17 protein-coding genes are annotated in these 19,402 nt (G+C 72.9%); 11 read left to right on the forward strand and 6 right to left on the reverse strand.

The window, feature by feature from the left end; all coding sequences use genetic code 11:
- Nucleotides 1–35: 35 nt before the first annotated feature.
- The 10 genes from ABT299_RS19720 to ABT299_RS19765 all read left to right on the forward strand — a co-directional run bounded on the left by ABT299_RS19720 (nt 36) and on the right by ABT299_RS19765 (nt 11,129).
- On the forward strand, nt 36–1,115 hold the full coding sequence (locus ABT299_RS19720) for a DUF3616 domain-containing protein (RefSeq protein WP_500251624.1): 1,080 nt from the start codon (nt 36–38) through the stop codon (nt 1,113–1,115).
- A 68-nt stretch (nt 1,116–1,183) separates the two neighbouring features.
- Complete coding sequence (locus tag ABT299_RS19725) at nt 1,184–2,404, forward strand: acyl-CoA dehydrogenase family protein (RefSeq protein WP_190864411.1); 1,221 nt, start codon at nt 1,184–1,186, stop codon at nt 2,402–2,404.
- 176 nt (nt 2,405–2,580) lie between these two features.
- On the forward strand, nt 2,581–3,120 hold the full coding sequence (locus tag ABT299_RS19730; protein ID WP_190864413.1) for an FHA domain-containing protein: 540 nt from the start codon (nt 2,581–2,583) through the stop codon (nt 3,118–3,120).
- A 221-nt stretch (nt 3,121–3,341) separates the two neighbouring features.
- On the forward strand, nt 3,342–4,580 hold the full coding sequence (locus ABT299_RS19735; protein WP_500251625.1) for an ROK family transcriptional regulator: 1,239 nt from the start codon (nt 3,342–3,344) through the stop codon (nt 4,578–4,580).
- Nucleotides 4,581–4,705: 125 nt separating this feature from the next.
- Nucleotides 4,706–6,031 (forward strand): ABC transporter substrate-binding protein, encoded by a 1,326-nt coding sequence (locus ABT299_RS19740; RefSeq protein WP_500251626.1) that lies wholly within the window; start codon nt 4,706–4,708, stop codon nt 6,029–6,031.
- A gap of 4 nt (nt 6,032–6,035) precedes the next feature.
- On the forward strand, nt 6,036–7,010 hold the full coding sequence (locus tag ABT299_RS19745) for a carbohydrate ABC transporter permease (RefSeq protein ID WP_500251627.1): 975 nt from the start codon (nt 6,036–6,038) through the stop codon (nt 7,008–7,010).
- On the forward strand, nt 7,007–7,861 hold the full coding sequence (locus tag ABT299_RS19750; RefSeq protein ID WP_387018557.1) for a carbohydrate ABC transporter permease: 855 nt from the start codon (nt 7,007–7,009) through the stop codon (nt 7,859–7,861). Before ABT299_RS19745 ends, ABT299_RS19750 begins: the two co-directional genes overlap by 4 nt.
- Complete coding sequence (locus tag ABT299_RS19755; protein ID WP_500251628.1) at nt 7,858–9,114, forward strand: 6-phospho-beta-glucosidase; 1,257 nt, start codon at nt 7,858–7,860, stop codon at nt 9,112–9,114. Before ABT299_RS19750 ends, ABT299_RS19755 begins: the two co-directional genes overlap by 4 nt.
- Nucleotides 9,114–10,121 (forward strand): N-acetylglucosamine kinase, encoded by a 1,008-nt coding sequence (locus tag ABT299_RS19760; RefSeq protein WP_500251629.1) that lies wholly within the window; start codon nt 9,114–9,116, stop codon nt 10,119–10,121. Before ABT299_RS19755 ends, ABT299_RS19760 begins: the two co-directional genes overlap by 1 nt.
- Nucleotides 10,122–10,199: 78 nt before the next feature.
- On the forward strand, nt 10,200–11,129 hold the full coding sequence (locus ABT299_RS19765; protein ID WP_500251630.1) for a TIGR03619 family F420-dependent LLM class oxidoreductase: 930 nt from the start codon (nt 10,200–10,202) through the stop codon (nt 11,127–11,129).
- 43 nt (nt 11,130–11,172) lie between these two features.
- On the opposite strand, the gene ABT299_RS19770 is transcribed toward ABT299_RS19765, so the two are convergent.
- Nucleotides 11,173–11,613, reverse strand: coding sequence for a winged helix-turn-helix transcriptional regulator (locus tag ABT299_RS19770; protein ID WP_190864425.1), 441 nt, complete (start codon nt 11,611–11,613; stop codon nt 11,173–11,175).
- A gap of 104 nt (nt 11,614–11,717) precedes the next feature.
- The gene (locus tag ABT299_RS19775; protein WP_347256980.1) at nt 11,718–12,740 is read right to left on the reverse strand and encodes a LacI family DNA-binding transcriptional regulator; all 1,023 of its coding nucleotides are present in this window, start codon (nt 12,738–12,740) and stop codon (nt 11,718–11,720) included.
- 148 nt (nt 12,741–12,888) lie between these two features.
- Between ABT299_RS19775 and ABT299_RS19780 the strand changes: the two genes are divergently transcribed.
- Nucleotides 12,889–14,136 carry an ABC transporter ATP-binding protein gene (locus ABT299_RS19780; protein ID WP_190864430.1) on the forward strand — a complete coding sequence of 416 codons (1,248 nt, stop codon included), beginning with the start codon at nt 12,889–12,891 and terminating at the stop codon, nt 14,134–14,136.
- Nucleotides 14,137–14,281: 145 nt separating this feature from the next.
- On the opposite strand, the gene ABT299_RS19785 is transcribed toward ABT299_RS19780, so the two are convergent.
- From ABT299_RS19785 to ABT299_RS19800, 4 genes are read right to left on the reverse strand one after another with little or no spacing between them, the layout of a single operon-like run.
- The gene (locus ABT299_RS19785; protein ID WP_500251631.1) at nt 14,282–15,322 is read right to left on the reverse strand and encodes a carbohydrate ABC transporter permease; all 1,041 of its coding nucleotides are present in this window, start codon (nt 15,320–15,322) and stop codon (nt 14,282–14,284) included.
- Nucleotides 15,319–16,704, reverse strand: a complete 1,386-nt coding sequence (locus ABT299_RS19790) for an ABC transporter permease (RefSeq protein ID WP_500251632.1) — start codon at nt 16,702–16,704, stop codon at nt 15,319–15,321. The genes ABT299_RS19785 and ABT299_RS19790 overlap by 4 nt, the downstream gene beginning before the upstream one ends.
- A gap of 18 nt (nt 16,705–16,722) precedes the next feature.
- Nucleotides 16,723–18,060 (reverse strand): ABC transporter substrate-binding protein, encoded by a 1,338-nt coding sequence (locus ABT299_RS19795; protein ID WP_190864436.1) that lies wholly within the window; start codon nt 18,058–18,060, stop codon nt 16,723–16,725.
- Nucleotides 18,057–19,286 (reverse strand): sn-glycerol-3-phosphate ABC transporter ATP-binding protein UgpC, encoded by a 1,230-nt coding sequence (locus ABT299_RS19800; protein WP_190864438.1) that lies wholly within the window; start codon nt 19,284–19,286, stop codon nt 18,057–18,059. Before ABT299_RS19800 ends, ABT299_RS19795 begins: the two co-directional genes overlap by 4 nt.
- Nucleotides 19,287–19,402 lie beyond the last annotated feature (116 nt).

The following is a 19,402-nucleotide window of genomic DNA, read 5'->3' on the forward strand; positions in this document are numbered from 1 at the left end:
CGGAACGGCGCCCGTTTTATGGGAGCATTCCGCTCATGATCGTGGAACGCCAGGTCGAGCTGCGCTTCGGGCTCGAGAGCCGGGAAGCCGGGACGCACACCAACCTGTCCGCCGTGCGCCAGGACGGCCGCTGCCTGTGGGTGGCGGGCGACGAGACCGCCACCATCGAGCGGCTCACCGCGACGCTCGACGGCGACGGGCTCGTCACCGGCTACGAGGGGCACACCACGGTCGCGCTCGCCGACCTGGTCGACCTGCCCGCCGGCCCCGGCGAGGAGGCCGACATCGAGGGCCTGGCGCGCGGCAACGGATGGCTGTGGGCGATCGGCTCGCACAGCCTCAAGCGCAAGAAGATCAAGCCGGGCCAGTCCGGGGCGAAGGCCCGCAAGCGGCTGGCCTCGGTGGTGCGCGAGGACAACCGCTTCGTGCTCGCCCGCCTCCCGCTGGCCGCCAGCGCGGACGGGCTGCCCGAGGTCGTCCGCGAGGACGGCGACCGCACCGCCGCCGTGCTCGGGCTGCACGGCGACTCCGTCACCGACCTGCTCGCGGACGACCCGCACCTGGCGCCCTTCCTGTCGATCCCCAGCAAGGACAACGGCATCGACATCGAGGGGATCGCCGCGCACCGCGACCGGCTCTACATCGGGCTGCGCGGGCCGGTGCTGCGCGGCTGGGCCGTGCTGGTGGAGATCCGGCCGGGCACCGACCCCGACGACCCGCGCCGGCTGCGGCCGCTGCCGGTCGGCGACGGCAAGGCCCTGTACCGCACGCACTTCCTGGACCTGGGCGGGCTCGGCATCCGCGACCTGTGCCCGCAGGGCGACGACCTGCTGATCCTGACCGGTCCGAGCATGGACCTGGACGGCCCGGTGCGGGTGCACCGCTGGCCGGGGATCGCGGAGGTCGACGCGCCCGAGGTCGTCCCCGCCGAGGACCTGCCCCGCGTCGGCGACCTGTCCTACGGCGACGGCGACGACCACCCCGAGGGCCTCGCCGTCCTGGACGGCCTGCACGGGGAGGGAACCCGGCTGATGGTCGTGTACGACAGCCCGTCGTCCAAGCGGCTCACCGCGGGCGGCGGCGTGCTCGCCGACGTCGTCCGCCTCCCCGAGTAAGCGCTCGCTTTTCGAATCTGCTTGGATGGTGCCCGCAACCTGCGGGAACCGGAAGGGCGAGGCTGAGCATGATCGAGTGGTCCGAGGAAGACCTGATGATCCGGGACGCCGTGCGCGGCTGGATCGACGCGGAGGTCCGGCCGAACCTGGACGCCCTGGACTCCGGCGAGCTGCCGCCCTACGACCTGCTCCGGAGCCTGTACAAGACGTTCGGGATGGACGAGATGGCGCGCTCGTCCTTCCAGGCCCGGATCGCCAGGGAGCGCGAGGCCGGCGGGGACGGGGACGCGGCGAAGAAGGACTCCGACGGCCCCGGCGGCGGCAACGCGGCGATGACGATGCTGCCGGTCATCGAGCTGTGCAAGGTCGCCCCCGGCATGGTCTCGGCGATGGGCGTCGGCCTCGGCCTCGCCGCCGGGACGATCATGAAGCGGGGCACCCCCGACCAGAAGGAGCGCTGGGCGCTGCCCCTGCTCACCATGGAGAAGGTCGGCGCCTGGGCCATCACCGAGCCGAACTCAGGGTCCGACGCGTTCGGCGGCATGCAGGCCACCGCGAGGAAGGTCGGCGACGAGTACGTCATCAACGGCGGCAAGACCTTCATCACCAACGGCCCCTACGCCGACACGATCGTCTTCTACTGCAAGCTCGACGACGGCCGCGAGCCCCGCGACCGCGAGATCCTCACGTTCGTCCTGGACCGCGGCATGGAGGGCCTGGAGCAGAGCAAACCGCTGCGCAAGATGGGCCTGCACTCCTCCCCCACCGGCGAGCTGTTCCTCAACGACGTGCGCGCCGGCGCCGACCGGCTCCTGTCGTCCGGCTCGCAGGGCGGCAAGGAGTCGGCGAAGCAGAACTTCGTCACCGAGCGCGCCGGCGTCGCCGCGATGGCCCTCGGCGTCATCGAGGAGTGCCTGAAGCTGTCGGTCGAGTACGCCAAGACCCGCGAGCTGTGGGGGCAGCGGATCGGCGACTTCCAGCTCATCCAGCTCAAGCTCGCCAAGATGGAGGTCGCCCGCCTCAACGTGCAGAACCTGGTGTTCCGCCACGTGGAGATGCAGCGCTCCGGCCGCACCCCGACGCTCGCCGAGGCGTCGGCGATGAAGCTGTACGCCGCGCAGGCCGCCAGCGAGGTCGCACAGGAGGCGGTGCAGCTGTTCGGCGGCAACGGCTACATGAGCGAGTACCGGGTCGAGCAGCTGGCCCGCGACGCCAAGTCGTTCCAGATCTACGCCGGCACCGACGAGATCCAGGTGACCCACATCGCGCGGGACCTGCTCTCCCGCTGACCCGGCACGGCACCGGGGAACCCGCGGAGGGGCACCGCGGGAACTCCGCGGAACGTTCCCGAACTTCCGGCGGCTTCCAGGCATCGAAAAGGTGGAGGGCGGGTGAGGGCGATCGCCCGCCCTCCGCCTGACGGCCATTCTGGACAGCCGACGACGGGGACTGGATACTCACAGCCATGGACGGTCAGCCCTCTTACCCGGTGCGAGCGTCCGACACCGAGCGGGACCGGGTGCTGCGCGTCCTCAGCGAGCGCGTGTCCGAGGGCCGGATGTCGCACGAGACGTTCGAACGCCGCGTCGACCAGGTGCTGCAGGCGCGCAGCCGCGCCGAGCTGGACGACATCGTGCACGACCTGCCCCCCACGAGCCGCGTCGTCGGCCGGCTGACCGGCCTGGTCGCGACCGTCTCGCAGGTGACCGCGCGGATCGAGGCGGCGTGGCGGGGCCCCCGGCTGCCGCGCTTCGTGCTGCCGCCCGCCGGGTCGTCCCGGATCGTGGTCGGCCGCGCCCCCGCCTGCCAGTTCGTGCTGACGGACCTGACCGTCTCCCGCTTCCACGCCGAGCTGTACCAGGCCGAAGAGGGCTGGATGGTCTCCGACCTGGGCTCGATGAACGGCACCCGGGTGAACGGCTGGCGGCTCACCGGCCCGGCCCGCGTCCGGCCCGGCGACGAGATCGGGTTCGGCAACGTCGGCTTCATCGTCGCCGCCCCCTGACGCGCCCCCGGCCCGCCCGCTCGACTCCCCGCCCTGACCGCCCGCCGCCCTCCCGGCGCCCCGTCACGCCCTCATCCGTGACCTCCGCCGTGACCTCCCCTCGGGCCGCCCGCGCGGCCGCCCGCCCGGAACCGGCCGTCGCAGGGTCTTGACGTGTTCGTTAAGAGTCCTTACTTTCTCCTCCAAGTTAGGAAACCTTCTTAACTCTCCGAGGAGCCGCCGTGACCGCGCCCGTCCCCGGGACCCCGAGCCTGCTGCGCGCCATCAACGACCGCGCCGCGCTGGAGGCGCTGCTCGCCCGCGGCCCGCTCACCCGCCCGCAGATCTCCGACCTCACCGGCATCTCCAAGCCGACCGCCTCGCAGCTGCTCGCCCGGCTCGAGGAGGCCGGCCTCGTCGTGCGGGACGGCCTGCGCGAGGGGCTCCCCGGCCGGACCGCCGAGCTGTACCGCGTCAACGGGGCCGCCGCCCACGTCGCCGGCGCCGACGTCACCCCGGCCCGCATCAGGGTCAGCGTCGCCGACCTGACCGGGACGGTCGTCGGCGAGCACACCCTCCCCACCCCCGCCCGCACGGGCGTCGACGTGGTCGCCCGGATGGCGGAGGCCCTCGACAAGGCCGCCGCCGCGGCCGGGCTCGCCCGCACCGCGCTGAACCGGGCCGTCATCGGCATCCAGGGCGCGATCGACCCGTCCACCGGACGGCTCGGCTACGCCGCGCACATCCCCGGCTGGCACATCCCCGACCTCGTCGACACCCTCGCCGGCGGCCTCGGCGTCCGGATCGCCATCGAGAACGACGTCAACCTCGCCGCGCTCGCCGAGCGCGCCGGCGGGCAGGCCGCCGGGACCCGCGACTTCGTGCTGCTGTGGGTCGCCGACGGCGTCGGCATGGCCGTCGTGCTGGACGGCGCGCTCCACCGCGGCGCGACCGGCGGCGCCGGCGAGATCGGCTACGCGCCCGCGGTCGGCGCCCCGCTGATGCGCGACGTGCGCCGCACCCACACCGGCGGCGTGCACAGCCTCACCGGCGGCGCGGCCGTGCTGAAGCTGATGCGCGAGCACGGGTTCCGCGGCCGGGACGCGGCCACCGCGCTCGGCCGCGCCGCCGCCGAGGTCGGCGACGGCCGCGCGGGAACGCGCACCGCAGCCGACGCCGGGGCCCGCGCCGAACGCGCGCTGACCGAGCTGGCGACCCGGCTCGGCGCCACCCTCGCCACCGTCGTCGCCGTCCTCGACCCGGCCCTGGTCGTGCTCACCGGCGACGTCCTGCGCGCCGGCGGCGAGCCGCTGCGCGCCCGCGTCCGGCAGCACCTGCACAGCCTGACGATCCCGCGCCCCGAGGTCCGGCTCAGCTCCCTGCGGGGCAACCCGGTCGTCGCCGGCGCGCTGCAACTGGCCCTCCAGGAGACCCGCGACGAGGTGTTCTCCACCACCGTCCCCGACACGCCCCGTCCCTGAACCGCCCCGTTCCTCAAACCCCCTCTCCGAACCGCCCCGTCCCCCGGACCGACCGCACCCATCCCACCCCACTCCCCCACAGCGGACGGCGGCACCGGCCGTCCCTCCCCCGAAGGAGAACCGGAGTGCGCACATCGACAACGCGCCGGCTCGCCGCGGCTTTGGCCGCCGCCGGGCTCGGCCTCACGGCCTGTACGGCCGGCGGCAACGGCGGCCAGTCCGGCGGCCCGAAGATCGGGGACAAGCAGACCATCGAGGTCTGGCACGGCTGGAGCGCCCCGCACGAGGTAAAGGCGTTCCAGGACGCCGTCGCGGGCTTCCACAAGCTGCACCCGAACGTCACCGTCAAGCTCGTCAAGGACCAGACCGACGACCGCATCACCAACGCCATCCGCGGCGGCAACCCGCCCGACGTCGTGTCGTCGTTCACCACCGACAGCGTCGGGCAGTGGTGCCAGAGCGGCGCCTGGCAGGACCTGTCCGGCGACATCGCCGGGTCCAGGCTCGACATGAACCAGTTCCCCAAGCCGGTCCAGCAGTACACGCAGTACAAGGGCCGCCGGTGCGCGATGCCGCTGCTCGCCGACGCCTACGGGCTCTACTACAACAAGGCCCTGATGAAGGGCGAGCAGCCGCCGCGCACGTTCTCCGAGCTGACCGCGCTGGCCAAGAAGCTCACCGTCCGCAACCCCGACGGGAGCATCAAGGTCGCCGGGTTCATGCCGTCGGCGCAGTACTACGAGCACCAGGTGCAGCACCTCGCCACCCAGTTCGGCGCGAAGTGGCTCACCCCCGACGGGCGCGCCGCCTTCGCCGCCGACCCCGCCGTCAAGGCGTACCTGCAGTGGGACAAGAGCCTCATCGACTGGTACGGCTACGACGACGTCAAGAAGTTCCTGCACTCGATGGGCCAGGAGTTCGAGTCGTCCAACCCCTTCGAGAAGGGCAAGGTCGCCATGGCCGTCGACGGCGAGTGGCGCACCAAGTTCATGCAGGAGGAGGCGCCGAAGGTCGACTACGGGACGGCGCCCGCGCCCGTCCCCGACGGGCAGGACGCCCGCTACGGCAGCGGATTCGTCACCGGCACCGTCATCGGCATCCCGCGCGGCGCCAAGCACCGCGCCGCCGCGTGGGAGTTCATCCGGTACCTGACGACCGACACCGGCGCGCTCGTCACCTTCGCCAACGCGCTCGGCAACGTCCCCACCACGATCGCCTCGCTGTCCTCGCCGGACCTGAGCCTGCCGCCGCAGTTCAGGACGTTCCTCGACATCTTCAAGAACCCCGCGAGCGCCACGACGCCGCCCACCCCGAACGGCAACGACTACGTCGTGAAGTTCCAGCAGTTCGTCCAGGACCAGTGGGAGCCCGGCAAGGCCGGCGACCTCGGCAGGGCGCTCACCGGCCTCGACGGGAAGGTCGACGCGTCGCTGAAGCTGGCCGGGGGCTGACGCCGTGGCCTCCGGCTCGCTGCGCCTGCCCCTGCGGCGCGGCCGGCTCGGGACGGCGTCCCGGGCCGGCCGCCGGCGGCGGCTGCGGGTGCTGGCGTTCCTGTCGCCGTGGCTGGCCGGGTTCGGGCTGTTCTTCGCCTACCCGCTCGCCGCGACCGTCTACTTCTCCTTCACCCGCTACAACCTGTTCACCCTGAAGTACGTCGGGCTGGACAACTACCGCTACCTGCTGCACGACGGCGACGCCTGGGCGGCGATGCGCAACACGCTGTGGCTGGTGGCGGTACTCGTCCCGCTCCGGGTGCTGTTCGGGCTCGGCGTCGCGCAGCTCCTCACCCGGATCAAGCGGGGCGGCAACCTGCTGCGGGCGGTGTTCTACGTCCCGTACCTGATCCCGCCGGTGTCGGCGACCGTGGCGTTCGTGTTCGTGCTGAACCCCGGCACCGGCCCGTTCCCGGTGATCGCCCGCCATCTCGGGTTCTCGCTGCCGGACTTCTTCAACGACTCCGCGTGGGCCAAGCCCGGCCTGTCGCTGCTCGGGCTGTGGGCGGTCGGCGACGTCATGATCATCCTGCTGGCGGCGCTGCTGAACGTGCCCCGGTCGCTGTACGAGGCGGCCGCCATCGACGGCGCCGGCGCCTGGGCGCGGTTCCGGCACATCACGCTGCCGACGGTCTCGCCCGTCCTGGCGTTCGCCGCCGTCACCGGCGTGATCGAGACGCTGCAGTACTTCACGCAGGCCATGGTCGCCGGGAAGGTCGCGGCCGGGCAGGCCGACCTGCCCGGCACCCAGTTCGCGCCCGGCTACCCCGGCGGGTCGACGCTGACGTTCCCGCAGTGGCTCTACGACGAGGGGTTCCGGCAGTTCAACATGGGCTACGCGTGCGTGCTCGCACTGGTCATGTTCGTCATCGCGATGGCGTTCACGCTCCTCCTGCTGCGGCAGTTCCGCGCGTTCGCCGGAGAGGAGGCGCAGTGACCGCCACGACGGGAGCCGTCCCGGCCCACGGGGGGCGGGGCCGCCGCACGCTGATGTGGATCGCCACGCACGCCGCCGCGATCGTCCTCGCGGTGATGTTCCTGGCGCCGCTGGCGTTCATGTTCCTCACCGCCGTGATGAGCGACTCGCAGGCGCTCAGCACCTCGCTGTGGCCGAGGGAATGGCACTTCGAGAACTTCCGCCGCGCCTTCAGCGGCGACATGGTGCGGTGGACGGTCAACAGCACCGTGTACGCGGCGCTGTCGACCGCGCTGATGCTGGTGTCCAGCGTCCCGGTCGCCTACGCGCTGGCGCGCTTCCGGTTCCGCGGCCGCAACCTCGCGCTCGTCGTGGTCATCTCGGCGATGATGCTGCCGCCGCAGGTGACGATGGTGCCGCTGTACATCGTCTGGTCCCGCTTCCACCTCACCGGGACGCTCTGGCCGCTGATCATCCCGCAGGCGTTCGGCGACGCGTTCTCCATCTTCCTGCTGCGCCAGTTCCTGGTGACGATCCCGCGCGAGTACGCCGACGCCGCGCGGGTCGACGGCTGCGGGGAGCTGCGCACCATGCTGCGGGTCGTGCTGCCGATGGCCAAGCCCGCGCTCGCGGCCGTCGCGCTGTTCCAGTTCTTCTACTGCTGGAACGACTACTACGGGCCGCTGGTGTACGCCAAGCCGGAGAACTGGACCCTCGCGATCGGCGTGGCGACGTTCCGCGCCGCGCACCACGTCGAGTGGAACCTCACGATGGCGGCGACGCTGCTGACCATCATGCCGGTGCTGGTGGTGTTCTTCCTCGCCCAGCGCGTGTTCATCCAGGGTGTGACGTTGACGGGAGTGAAGGGTTGAAGCTGACGGTCATCGGGGGCGGGTCCACCTACACCCCGGAGCTGGTCGACGGGATCGCCCGCGAGCGGGCGGCGCTGCCGGTGTCGGAGCTGGTCCTCGCCGACCCGGACGCGCGGCGGCTGGATCTCGTGGGCGGGCTCGCCGCGCGGATGCTGGCCCGCGCCGGCCACCCCGCGAAGGTCGTCACGACCGGCGACCTCGACGCGGCCGTGGACGGCGCCGCGGTCGTGCTGGTCCAGCTCCGGGTCGGCGGGCAGGCGGCCCGGCGGATCGACGAGACGCTGCCGCTGGAGTGCGGCTGCGTCGGGCAGGAGACCACCGGGGCGGGCGGGCTCGCCAAGGCGCTGCGCACCGTCCCGGTCGTGCTGGACATCGCCGAGCGCGTCGCCGCACGCGCCCCGGACGCGTGGATCATCGACTTCACCAACCCGGTCGGCATCGTCACCCGCGCGCTGCTGGACGCCGGGCACCGCGCCGTCGGGCTGTGCAACGTGGCCATCGGCGTGCAGCGCCGCGCCGCCGCGCTGCTCGACGCGGCGCCCGAGCGGATCGCGCTCGGCCACGCGGGCCTCAACCACCTGACCTGGGTGCGCTCGATCGCGCTGGACGGGCGCGACGTCCTGCCCGAGCTGCTCGACGGCCACGCCGAGGACCTGGCCGGAATGTCCGGGCTGCCCGCGCCGTTCGTGCGCCGGCTCGGCGCCGTCCCGTCCTACTACCTGCGCTACTTCTACGAGCACGACCGCGTCGTGCGCGAGCAGCGCGGCGCCCCGACGCGCGCGGAGGAGGTCGCCGCGCTGGAGCGCGACCTGCTCGCCATGTACGCCGACCCCGCCCTGGACACCAAGCCCGCGCGGCTGGAGGAGCGCGGCGGCGCCTACTACTCCGAAGCCGCCGTGCAGCTCGCCGTGTCGCTGCTCACCGGGCGCGGCGACGCGCAGGTCGTCAACGTCCGCAACGGCGGCACGCTCCCGTTCCTGGACGACCGGGCCGTGATCGAGGTGCCCGCGCGGATCACCGCGTCCGGGCCGGTCCCGCTGCCCGTCCCGCCGCTCGAGCCGCTGTTCTCCGGGCTGGTCGCGCACGTGTCCGGCTACGAGGAGCTGGCGCTGGACGCGGCGCTGCGCGGCGGCGTCGAGCGGGTCGCGGACGCGCTGCTGGCCCACCCGCTGGTCGGGCAGCTCGCGTTCGCCGACCGGCTCGCCCGCGACCTGGTCGCCGCGAACCGCGCCCACCTGCCGTGGGCCGCCTGATGGCCGCAGCGCCGGCGCGGCGCCGGGACGGGGTGCTCGTCGCGGTGGACGGCGGCAACAGCAAGATCGACGCGGCCGTGGCGGGGACCGGCGGGGAACTGCTGGCGACCGCGCGCGGCGCCGGGTTCCGGCCGCAGGCCACCGGGCTCGACGGCGCCGTGGACGCGCTCGCCGCGGTCATCGGCGCCGCGCTCGCCGAGGCCGGCGTACCGCCCGGCGACGTCGTCCACCTCGCCGCCTACATGGCCAACGTCGACCTGCCGGGCGAGGAGGAGCGGCTGGAGGGGCTGCTGCTGGAGCGGGGGCTCGCGCCCACCGCGGTGGTCGGCAACGACACGTTCGCGCTGCTGCGCAGCGCGGTCACCGAGGGCTGGGGCGTCGCGGTCGTCTGCGGCGCCGGCATCAACTGCGCCGGCGTCGCCCCCGACGGCCGCACCGCCCGCTTCCCCTCGCTCGGCGAGCACACCGGCGACTGGGGCGGCGGCGGCGCGCTCGGCCGCGCCGCGCTATGGCACGCCATCCGCGGCGAGGACGGCCGCGGCCCGCGCACCGCGCTGACCGGCGCGGTCGCCGCCCACTTCGGCGTGGACCGTGCCATCGACGTCGGGCTCGGCATCCACCTCGGCGAGTTCGACGAGGGGCGGCTCACCGCCCTCGCGCCGGTGCTGATCGACACCGCCGAGGCCGGCGACGCGGTGGCGCGCGGGGTCGTGCTGCGCCTGGCCGAGGAGATCGCCGTCCTCGGCTCGGTCGCGCTGAGCCGCCTCGGCCTGCTGGACTCCCCGGCCGACGTGGTGCTCGGCGGCGGCGTGCTCGCCGCCCGCCGCCCGCTGCTGATGGACGCGGTCGCCGAGCGCTACGCGGCCCTCGCGCCGCGCGCCCGGCTGATCGTCCCGGACGACCCGCCGCTGCTCGGCGCCGCGCTGCTCGCGCTGGACCATCTGGCCGCCCCGCCCGTCGCGCACGCGGCGTTGCGGGAGGCGTTCCGGCGACCGCGAGTCCGGTAGATTCGGCGCTTCGACCACGCCGCACCGGGCTCCGCCCTTGACGCTGTAAGGTGCGGCCCGACGAGGAGGAGGAGCGCCGTGCAGATCGGGTTCGCAGTACCGGTGGCGGGGGCGTGGTCCACCCCGGCCAACCAGGTGCTGATCGCACAGCGGGCCGAGGAGCTCGGCTACCACTCCCTGTGGACGCTCCAGCGCGTCGTCAACCCGGCCGGCTCGGCCGACCAGACCTACCGCAACGTGCCCGACCCGCTCGTCACGCTGGCCTACCTCGCGGGCTACACCAGCCGGGTGCGGCTGGGCGTCGCCGTGGCGAACATGCCGTTCTACTCCCCCGCCATGCTCGCCAAGCAGGCGATCACCCTGGACCACGTCACCGGCGGCCGGCTGGACCTCGGGCTCGGCAACGGCTGGATGCCGGAGGAGTTCGCCGCGGTCGGCGCGTCGATGGAGCGGCGCGGCGCCCGCGCCGAGGAGTTCCTCGCCGCGCTGCGCGCGATGTGGACGGGCAAGCCCGGCGAGGTCAGCGAGTTCCACGGCGAGTTCTACGACGTCCCGCCCGTCACCATGGACCCCCGTCCGCTGCAGGAGCCCGAGCCGCCGGTCCTGCTCGGCGGCGCCTCGGAGGGCGCGCTGCGCCGCGCCGGGCGGCTCGCCGCCGGCTGGGTCAGCTCCAGCCGCGCCGACCTGGCCGCGATCGGCCGCTCGATCGAGATCGTCCGGGACGCCGCCGACAAGGCCGGCCGCGACTCGGCGGCGCTCCGGTTCGTCTGCCGGGGCGCGGTGCGGGTCCGCACCGAGGAGGCCGCGCCGCCCGAGGGCGGCCGGCGCCCGCTCACCGGCACCTACGAGCAGATCATCGCCGACTTCGCCGCGCTGGAGGAGCAGGGCGTGACCGAGCTGTTCGTCGACCTGAACTTCGACCCGGAGCTCACCGGGCCGGACGCCGACCCGTGGGACTCGATGTACCTGGCCCGCGAGGCGCTGGAGGCGTTCGCCCCGCGTTCGTGAGCGCGCGCGCCGCACGCGCCGGGGCGGCCGCCCGCGCGCGTCCTCACAGCGACGGGCGGCGCCCCTCCCACGGGGTGCTGAGCACGACGGTGGTGCGGGTGGCGACGTTCGCCGCCGCCCGGATCTGCTGCAGCAGCTCCTCCAGCTCGTTGGGGGACGCCACCCGGACCTTCAGGATGTAGCTCTCGTCGCCCGCGACCGAGTGGCAGGCCTCGATCGCCTCCAGGTGGGTCAGCCGGTCGGGCGCGTCGTCGGGCGCCGCCGGGTCGATCGGCTTGATCGACACGAACGCGGTGAGGGGCAGCCCGATCTGCTCGTTGTCGAGCTGGGCGGTGAAGCCCCGGATGACGCCGCGCTTCTGCAGCCGCCGCACCCGCTGGTGCACCGCCGACACCGACAGGCCCGTCCGCTTGGCCAGATCGGTGAAACTCATCCGCCCGTCGTCGGCCAGCAGCGCCATGATCTGACGATCGATCTCCTCCACGCGGGAAATCTAGCGTGCCGGGGCGGCGCACGTGACCCCAGCAGATCACAGATCAGCTCTAATCGCCCGTCCACCACCGGAAGCGGGCCCTGACGGCGGGGGGGTCAGCGCCGGGAGCCGCGCAGCGCGCCGCAGCTCCCCCGCACCACCAGCTCGGTCGGCAGCAGCAGCGGGCCGCCCCGGCCGCGCCGGGCCTGGTCGCGGAGCAGCAGCTCGCACGCCCGGTGGCCGATGTCGCGGCCCGGCCGCGCCACCGCCGTCAGCGGCGGGTCGCACAGCTCCGCCCACGCCACGTCGTCGACCATCGCGATCGACACGTCGGCGGGGACGCGCAGGTCCAGCTCCCGGGCCACCAGCACGGCGGCCTCGCCGAGCAGGTGCCCGGCGGCGAGCACGGCGGTCACGTCCGCGCGGCGCTGCAGCAGCCCCGCCGCGGCGGCGTACGCGGCGTCCCGCGCGGGCCGCGCCGCGACGACCAGGTCCTCCTCCACCGGGACGCCGAGCCGGGCCAGCGCGTCGCGGAACGCGCGCTCCCGCACGCCGGGACGCTCGCCGGGCGCGGCGCCGCCGAGGAACGCGATCCGCCGGTGCCCGAGCCCGGCGAGGTACTCCACCAGGGACCGGACGCCGCCGGCGTCGTCGGCGAGCACCGCGGGGATCTCCGGCAGGCCGGGCAGCACCCGGTCGGCGAACACCACGCTGGAGCAGACCCGGACGGCGGCGCGCCAGTCGGCCTCGTCCCCGGCGGGCAGCGCGATGATCCCGTCCACCCGCTGCTCGACGAGCCGGTCGACGATCTCGGCCTCCTGCGCGGGGTCGCCCTCCGACGCCTCCACGATCACGTGCCCGCCGAGCGTGCGGGCGCTGGCCAGCACGCCGGCGACCAGCTCGGCGTGGAAGGGGTCGGTGACGCCGGGCAGCACGAGGCCGATGCCGCCGCTGCGGCGCAGCTTGAGGCCGCGGCCGAGGGCGCTCGGTCGGTAGTCCAGCTCGGCGGCCGCGGCCAGCACCCGCTCGCGGGTCGCCGCGCTGACCGAGCCGCCGGAGAACACCCGGGACACCGTGGCGATGCCGACGCCCGCCGCGGCCGCCACGTCCTTGATCGTCGCCGATCGCCCGTCCCCCACCGGCCGCCTCGCCTCCCCATATCCGCAGATCTGCGATCTTATCCTGATCAACTCTCCCATGGAAACGATTCCATGTTGTTTACTCCAGCCATTGAGAGAAAGCCCTGCTGAGCAGGGGTGGATGGGAAACGTTTCCAAAGGGGGCGGGATGGCCGAGATCAAGCTGGACCAGGTGGACAAGGTCTACTCGGGCGGCGTCAAGGCGGTGGACGGCCTGGACCTGACGATCCAGGACGGCGAGTTCATGGTGCTGGTCGGCCCGTCCGGCTGCGGCAAGTCGACCGCGCTGCGGATGATCGCCGGCCTGGAGGAGATCAGCGGCGGCAAGATCTCCATCGGCGGCCAGGTCGTCAACGACCTCGCGCCCAAGGACCGCGACATCGCGATGGTGTTCCAGAACTACGCGCTCTACCCGCACATGACCGTCGAGCAGAACCTGGCGTTCGGCCTGAAGCTGCGCGGCACGCCGAAGTCGGAGATCAAGCAGAAGGTGCACGAGGCCGCGAAGATGCTCGGCCTCGAGCAGTTCCTGTCCCGCAAGCCCGCCGCCCTGTCCGGCGGCCAGCGCCAGCGCGTCGCGATGGGCCGCGCGATCGTCCGCGAGCCGCAGGCGTTCCTGATGGACGAGCCGCTGTCCAACCTCGACGCCAAGCTCCGCGTGTCCATGCGGGCCTCGCTCAGCCAGCTGCACGAGCGGCTCGGCGTCACCACCGTGTACGTCACCCACGACCAGATCGAGGCGATGACCCTCGGCTCGCGGGTGTGCGTGCTGCGCGAGGGCAAGCTGCAGCAGGTCGACACCCCGCAGCGGCTGTTCGACAACCCGGTCAACATGTTCGTCGCCGGGTTCATCGGCTCGCCCGCGATGAACTTCGTCACCGCCCGGCTCGACCGGGGCGACGGCGGCGCGCAGGTCTCCTTCGCCGGGTTCTCGCTGCCGGTGCCGGACGCGCTCCTCAACGACCGTCCCGCGCTGCGCGACTACATCGGCAAGGAGGTGATCCTCGGCGTCCGCCCGTCCGACTTCGAGGACGCCGCGCACGCCAACCCCGACTGGGCGCCGATGTCGGTGAAGAGCAGCGTCACCGAGGAGCTCGGCAGCGAGATCAACGTCATCTTCACCATCGACGCCCCGCCGGTCGAGCACAAGGACACCGCCGACCTCGCCGAGGACGCCGCCGAGGGCGACGCCGACATGGCGATCCCGCTGGTGGACAACAAGGCGCTGTGGACCGCCCGCGTCAACTCCCGCTCGCACGTGCGGCCCGGGCAGGACATCGACCTGGCCGTGGACACCAAGCGGCTGCACTTCTTCGACCCGGCCAGCGGCCTCGCGATCGGCCACCCGGGCGCCGCGGCCGCCGCCGCGCCGGACCTGAAGAAGGCCGTCGACTGATCCCGGCGGCCCCGGCCGGAGGCCGGAGCCGCCCCCGGTGACGCGAAGGCCCGTGCGGGGCGATCCCCCGCACGGGCCTTTCCCGTCTTCGCGCCATGCCCGGCGCGCGCACCGGTACGCCCAGCGCGCCGCACGGGCGCGTCCGCTACTTGACCGAACCGGCGAGGACGCCCTGGACGAAGTAGCGCTGGAAGGCGAAGAACACGACCAGCGGCACCAGCAGCGACAGGAACGCGCCGGGCGCGAGGATGTCGATGTTGCCGGTGAACTGCCGCATCTGCGACTGCAGCCACTTGGTCATCGGCTGCGCCCCGGTGTTGGCGAACACCAGCGCGACCAGCAGGTCGTTCCACACCCACAGGAACTGGAAGATGCCGAGCGAGGCGATCGCCGGGCCGCCCAGCGGGAAGATCACCCGCCGGAAGATCGTCCACTCCGAGCCGCCGTCCATCCGGGCCGCCTCCAGCAGGTCCCGGGGGATCGCGGCGAAGAAGTTGCGCAGCAGGAAGATCGCGAACGGCAGGCCGAACGCGACGTGGAACAGCACCACGCCGGTGATCGAGCCGTACATCTTGAACCCGCCGACGTCGATGTTCCCGTAGAGCTTCGCGACCGGCAGCAGCGCGACCTGCACCGGCACCACCAGCAGCGCGACGACGATCAGGAACAGCCAGTCGCGGCCGGGGAACTCCAGCCACGCGAACGCGTACGCCGCGAGCGAGGCGATCGCGACGACCAGCACCGTCGCGGGCACCGTGATGAGCACGGTGTTCCAGAACGAGTCGACGAAGTCGGGCTTGTCCAGCAGCGAGCTGTAGGCGCTGGTCGTGATCTGGGACGGGTGGGAGAAGATCTTCCACCAGCCGCCGGCGTTGTTGTCCTCGGTGGAGCGCAGCGACTCCACGAACAGGCCGAACGTCGGCACCAGCCAGAACAGCGCGACCAGCACCAGCAGCACCTGCACGACGGTGCCGCCGGCCCGGCCCACCAGGCGGGACGCCACGCTCCGGCGCGGCGCGCCCGCCGCCCCGTTCGCGGCGGCCGCCGCGGTGGTGCCCTTCGCCTCGCGGCCCTTCTCCGGCGCGGCGCCCGCACCGGTGCCGGCGGTGGCGGCGGTGCCACCGGTGCCGCCGTCGTCGTCCGGCGCGCCGTCCGGGGTGACGTCAGTGCCGTCCGCGGTGCTCATTTCCGCTCCTGCCGCAGTCGCCGGATGTTGAACAGCATGGCGGGCAGCACCAGCAGGAACAGCAGCACCGCGATCGCGCTGCCGGAGCCGGGGTCGTTGCCGCCGCCGAACGACTTGGTCCACATCTGCAGCGCCAGCACGTTGGCGTTCGGATCGCCGCCGCCGATGATGAACACCAGGTCGAACACCTTCAGCACGTTGATGACGAGCGTGACCAGCACGACGACCAGCACCGGGGCGAGCAGCGGGATCGTCACCCGCCGGAACACCTGCCACTCGGTCGCGCCGTCCACCCGGGCCGCCTCCAGCGCGTCGCGCGGGATCGCGGCCAGGCCCGCGGCGATCAGCACCATCGCGAACCCGGACCACACCCACAGGTACGACCCGATGATCGCCGGCGTGATCAGCGTGCTGCCGAGCCATTCGGCGCCGCCGTAGGAGGCGGTGAAGTTGCTCTTCGGCAGCCGCAGCGTGACCGGGCCCGACGGCACCTTCTTCAAGGTGAACGCGCCGTCCTTGCCGGTGGTCGCCGTGGCGACGACCTTCCCGCCGCGCACCGCCTCCACCTTGACGCCGGGCAGCCCGGACTCGCCGGCGTTCGGCTTGTTCAGCTCGCCGCCGCCGCCCTTGGTGAAGTCGAACCAGACGGTCCCGGTCACCTGCCCGGCCTTCGCCGCCGGCGGCTGCGCGGCCGGCCTCGCGTCCTTCGGCAGGTACTCGGGCTTGACCTTCACCAGGGGCAGCAGCGCGGTCTGCCCCGCCGACACCGGGCTGGACCCGACCACCGCACCGCCCTGCATGTGGACGAGCTGGTCGCCGCCGGTGCGCGGGCCCGCGCCCGGATAGGCGGTGCCCGACTTGAAGGTGTCGTGGATCGCGACCAGCGCCGCGTTCGCCACGCCCTGGTCGGGGTCCTGCTGGTACACCAGCCGGAAGATGACGCCGGAGGCGAGGAACGAGATCGCCATCGGCATGAACACGACGAGCTTGAACGCCGTCGCCCACCGGATCCGCTCGGTGAGGACGGCGAAGAACAGCCCGATGATCGTGACGAGCGTGGGCGCGACCACCACCCACACCACGGTGTTGCGCACCGCGACGAGGTCGTCGTGCCCCTGGAACACCCCGGTGTAGTTGTCGAAGCCGACGAACGAGCCGCCCGAGGCGTCGAAGAAGCTGCGGATCACCGAGTACACGATCGGGTACACGACCAGGAAGCCGAGCAGCAGCAGCGCGGGCAGCAGGAACATCAGCGCCAGCCACGACGGCGGCGTCAGCCGCTCGCGCGCGCCGCGCCCGCGGCCCGGTGCGGCAGGGCCGGTGACGGCGGCGGCGCCGCCGGCCGTCGCGGCCGGCGGCACCCCCTCATTCGTAGGCTTCATCCGGGGTCGTCCGCTCCCCTACTTGAACGCCTTGGCGGCCGCGGCCTCCAGCTTGGCCTGCGTCCCCTTGACGTCGGTCGGCTTGCTCACGAACTGGCGCAGCGCCTCCCACTCGCCGGCGCCCGGCGTCGCGCCGAACGCGGCGGGCGCGAGGTCGGACATGTCGTAGCGGGCGGCGTCGCCGGCCTGCTGCATCTGCTGGATCAGCTGCTTGGCGATCGGGTCGGAGTAGGCGTCCGGCGGGACGGACTTGTTCGGCGTCAGGTAGCCACCGAGCCCGGCCCAGACCTTGCCGGCGTCCGGGGAGGCGAGGAACTTCATCAGCGCCTGCGCGCCCTTGCCGTCCTTCATCGCGACCGCGACGTCACCGCCGATGACCGCCGGGGCGGTGTCGCCGGCCTTCGGGAAGGCGAACACCTTCGCGTCGGTGCCGACCTTGGCCTTGGTGGTGCCGATGTTGGCCGCGGCGAAGTCGCCGCCGTAGGCCATCGCGGCCTTGTTCTGGCCGAAGACCTGCGTGATCGACTCGTCGAACTTGGTCTTGGTCGCGGTGGCGACGCCGCCGTTGAGGAACTGCGGCTTGCCCCAGATCTCGGCGAGCGTCTGCAGCGCCTTGGCGACCGTCGGGTCCGTCCACTTGATCTCGTGCTTGGCCAGCTTGTCGTAGTTGTCCGGGCCGGCCTGCGAGAGGTAGACGTTCTCGAACCAGTCGGTCAGCGTCCAGGAGTCCTGCGGGCCGGCGGCCAGCGTGAACGGGGTGGTGCCCGAGTCCTGCAGCGTGCCGGCGTCCTTCACCAGGTCGGCCCAGGCCGCCGGGGGCTGGACGCCCGCGTCGGAGAACGCCTGCGGCCGGTACCAGATGATCGACTTGTAGGCCGCCTTGGCGATCACGCCGTAGGTCTTGCCCTGGTAGGAGCCGAGGTCCTTCCAGTACGGCGAGAAGTTCTGCGACACCTCCGACACCACGTCGTCGGCCAGCGGCTTCAGCTGGCCCTTGGCGGCGTACTGCTGCATCAGGCCCGGCTGCGGCAGGATCGCCACGTCCGGCGGGTTGTGCGCGGCCAGCTTCGGCCCGAGGTAGGCGTCGGTGTTCTCACCGGTCGAGGCGTACTGGACGGTCGCGCCCGTCTGCTTCTCGAACGCCTGCAGGACCTTGCGGAAGTTGGTCTCCTCCGTCCCGGTCCACTTGGCGGCCACCGAGACGGTGACGCCCTTCAGCTCCGTCCCCCCGGAGGTCTTCGAGCCGCCGCCCTTGTCGTCGTCGCCACCGCCGCACGCGGCCGCGGCCGACAGCAGCAGCCCCGCCGCGACGGCGGCGCCCACCGTCCGGTGGCCCATCCCTCTGCTGACCCTCATCCCTCATCCTTCCTGAGCGAACCGGCCGCGTCCGATCCCCAGATCGACGCGCCGGACTCGATATCGAAGAAGTGCAGGCGACCGGTGTCGACGCGGATCGTCACCGGGTCGCCGACCTTCACGCGGGTGCGGGGGCTGAACCGCGCGACCAGGTCCGTGCGGGGCCGCTCCATGTGCCCCAGCACGTCGGTCCCCGCGTCCCGGGCGAGCTCCTTGGTGTCCTCGGTGACGACCTGGGCGGCCTCGACCGCGAAATGGACCAGCACGTCCGAGCCCATCGCCTCCACGAGGTCGGCGGTGGAGGTCAGCCCGGACCCCTCGGGCGTCTCCACGAGCTCGGAGTCCTCCATGTCCTCGGGACGGATCCCGACGACGACGTCGCGCCCGAGGTAGGACGCGAGGCCGGGGCGCTCGTGCAGCACCGCGGCCGGCAGCGTCAGGGTCTGGCCGCCGATCTCCAGGCGCGGGTTCGCCGCGTCCCCGGACAGCGCGCCGTGCAGCAGGTTCATGGCGGGTGAGCCGATGAAGCCGGCGACGAACAGGTTCGCCGGCCGGTCGTAGAGCTCCTGCGGCGGTGCCACCTGCTGGAGCTCGCCCTTCTTCATCACCGCGACCCGGTCGCCGAGCGTCATCGCCTCGGTCTGGTCGTGCGTGACGTAGATCGTGGTGACGCCGAGGTCGCGCTGGATGCGGGCGATCTCCGCGCGCATCTGGACGCGCAGCTTGGCGTCGAGGTTGGACAGCGGCTCGTCCATCAGGAACGCCTGCGGCTCGCGGACGATCGCGCGGCCCATCGCCACCCGCTGGCGCTGGCCGCCCGACAGGTTGCGCGGCTTGCGGTCCAGGTGGTCGGTCAGGCCGAGGATCTCCGCGGCGCGGTCGACCTTCTCGCGGATCTCGGCCTTGGGCAGCTTGCGCAGCGACAGCCCGAACCCGATGTTGTCCCGCACCGACAGGTGCGGGTAGAGCGCGTAGCTCTGGAAGACCATGGCGACGTCGCGGTCGCGGGCGGGGACCCGGTTGACGACGCGACCGCCGATCGTGACGGTGCCCTCGGAGATGTCCTCCAGCCCGGCGACCATCCGCAGGGCGGTGGTCTTGCCGCAGCCGGACGGTCCGACCAGCACCAAGAACTCCCCGTCGGCGATGCTGAGGTTCAGGTCGGTCACGGCCCGCGTCCCGTCGGGATAGACCTTCCCGACGCTGGTCAGGTCGACCTCTGCCACGGCGTCTCCTCTGCTCGACAAGCGCTACCCCGGCGTAACTCGAAACAAGGTGGTACATGGCGGGACGGCCGGACCGCAATACGCGCGGCACCGGCTGGCGCATTTAGTACAGAGAT

Source organism: Spirillospora sp. NPDC000708, assembly GCF_040299565.1.
Classification (GTDB): domain Bacteria; phylum Actinomycetota; class Actinomycetes; order Streptosporangiales; family Streptosporangiaceae; genus Spirillospora.

Coding starts and splice junctions, on each gene's coding strand:
- ABT299_RS19720 (WP_500251624.1), top strand. CDS start 36: ATGATCGTGGAACGCCAGGTCGAGCTGCGCTTCGGGCTCGAGAGCCGG.
- ABT299_RS19725 (WP_190864411.1), top strand. CDS start 1,184: ATGATCGAGTGGTCCGAGGAAGACCTGATGATCCGGGACGCCGTGCGC.
- ABT299_RS19730 (WP_190864413.1), top strand. CDS start 2,581: ATGGACGGTCAGCCCTCTTACCCGGTGCGAGCGTCCGACACCGAGCGG.
- ABT299_RS19760 (WP_500251629.1), top strand. CDS start 9,114: ATGGCCGCAGCGCCGGCGCGGCGCCGGGACGGGGTGCTCGTCGCGGTG.
- ABT299_RS19780 (WP_190864430.1), top strand. CDS start 12,889: ATGGCCGAGATCAAGCTGGACCAGGTGGACAAGGTCTACTCGGGCGGC.
- ABT299_RS19785 (WP_500251631.1), bottom strand. CDS start 15,322: ATGAGCACCGCGGACGGCACTGACGTCACCCCGGACGGCGCGCCGGAC.
- ABT299_RS19790 (WP_500251632.1), bottom strand. CDS start 16,704: ATGAAGCCTACGAATGAGGGGGTGCCGCCGGCCGCGACGGCCGGCGGC.
- ABT299_RS19795 (WP_190864436.1), bottom strand. CDS start 18,060: ATGAGGGTCAGCAGAGGGATGGGCCACCGGACGGTGGGCGCCGCCGTC.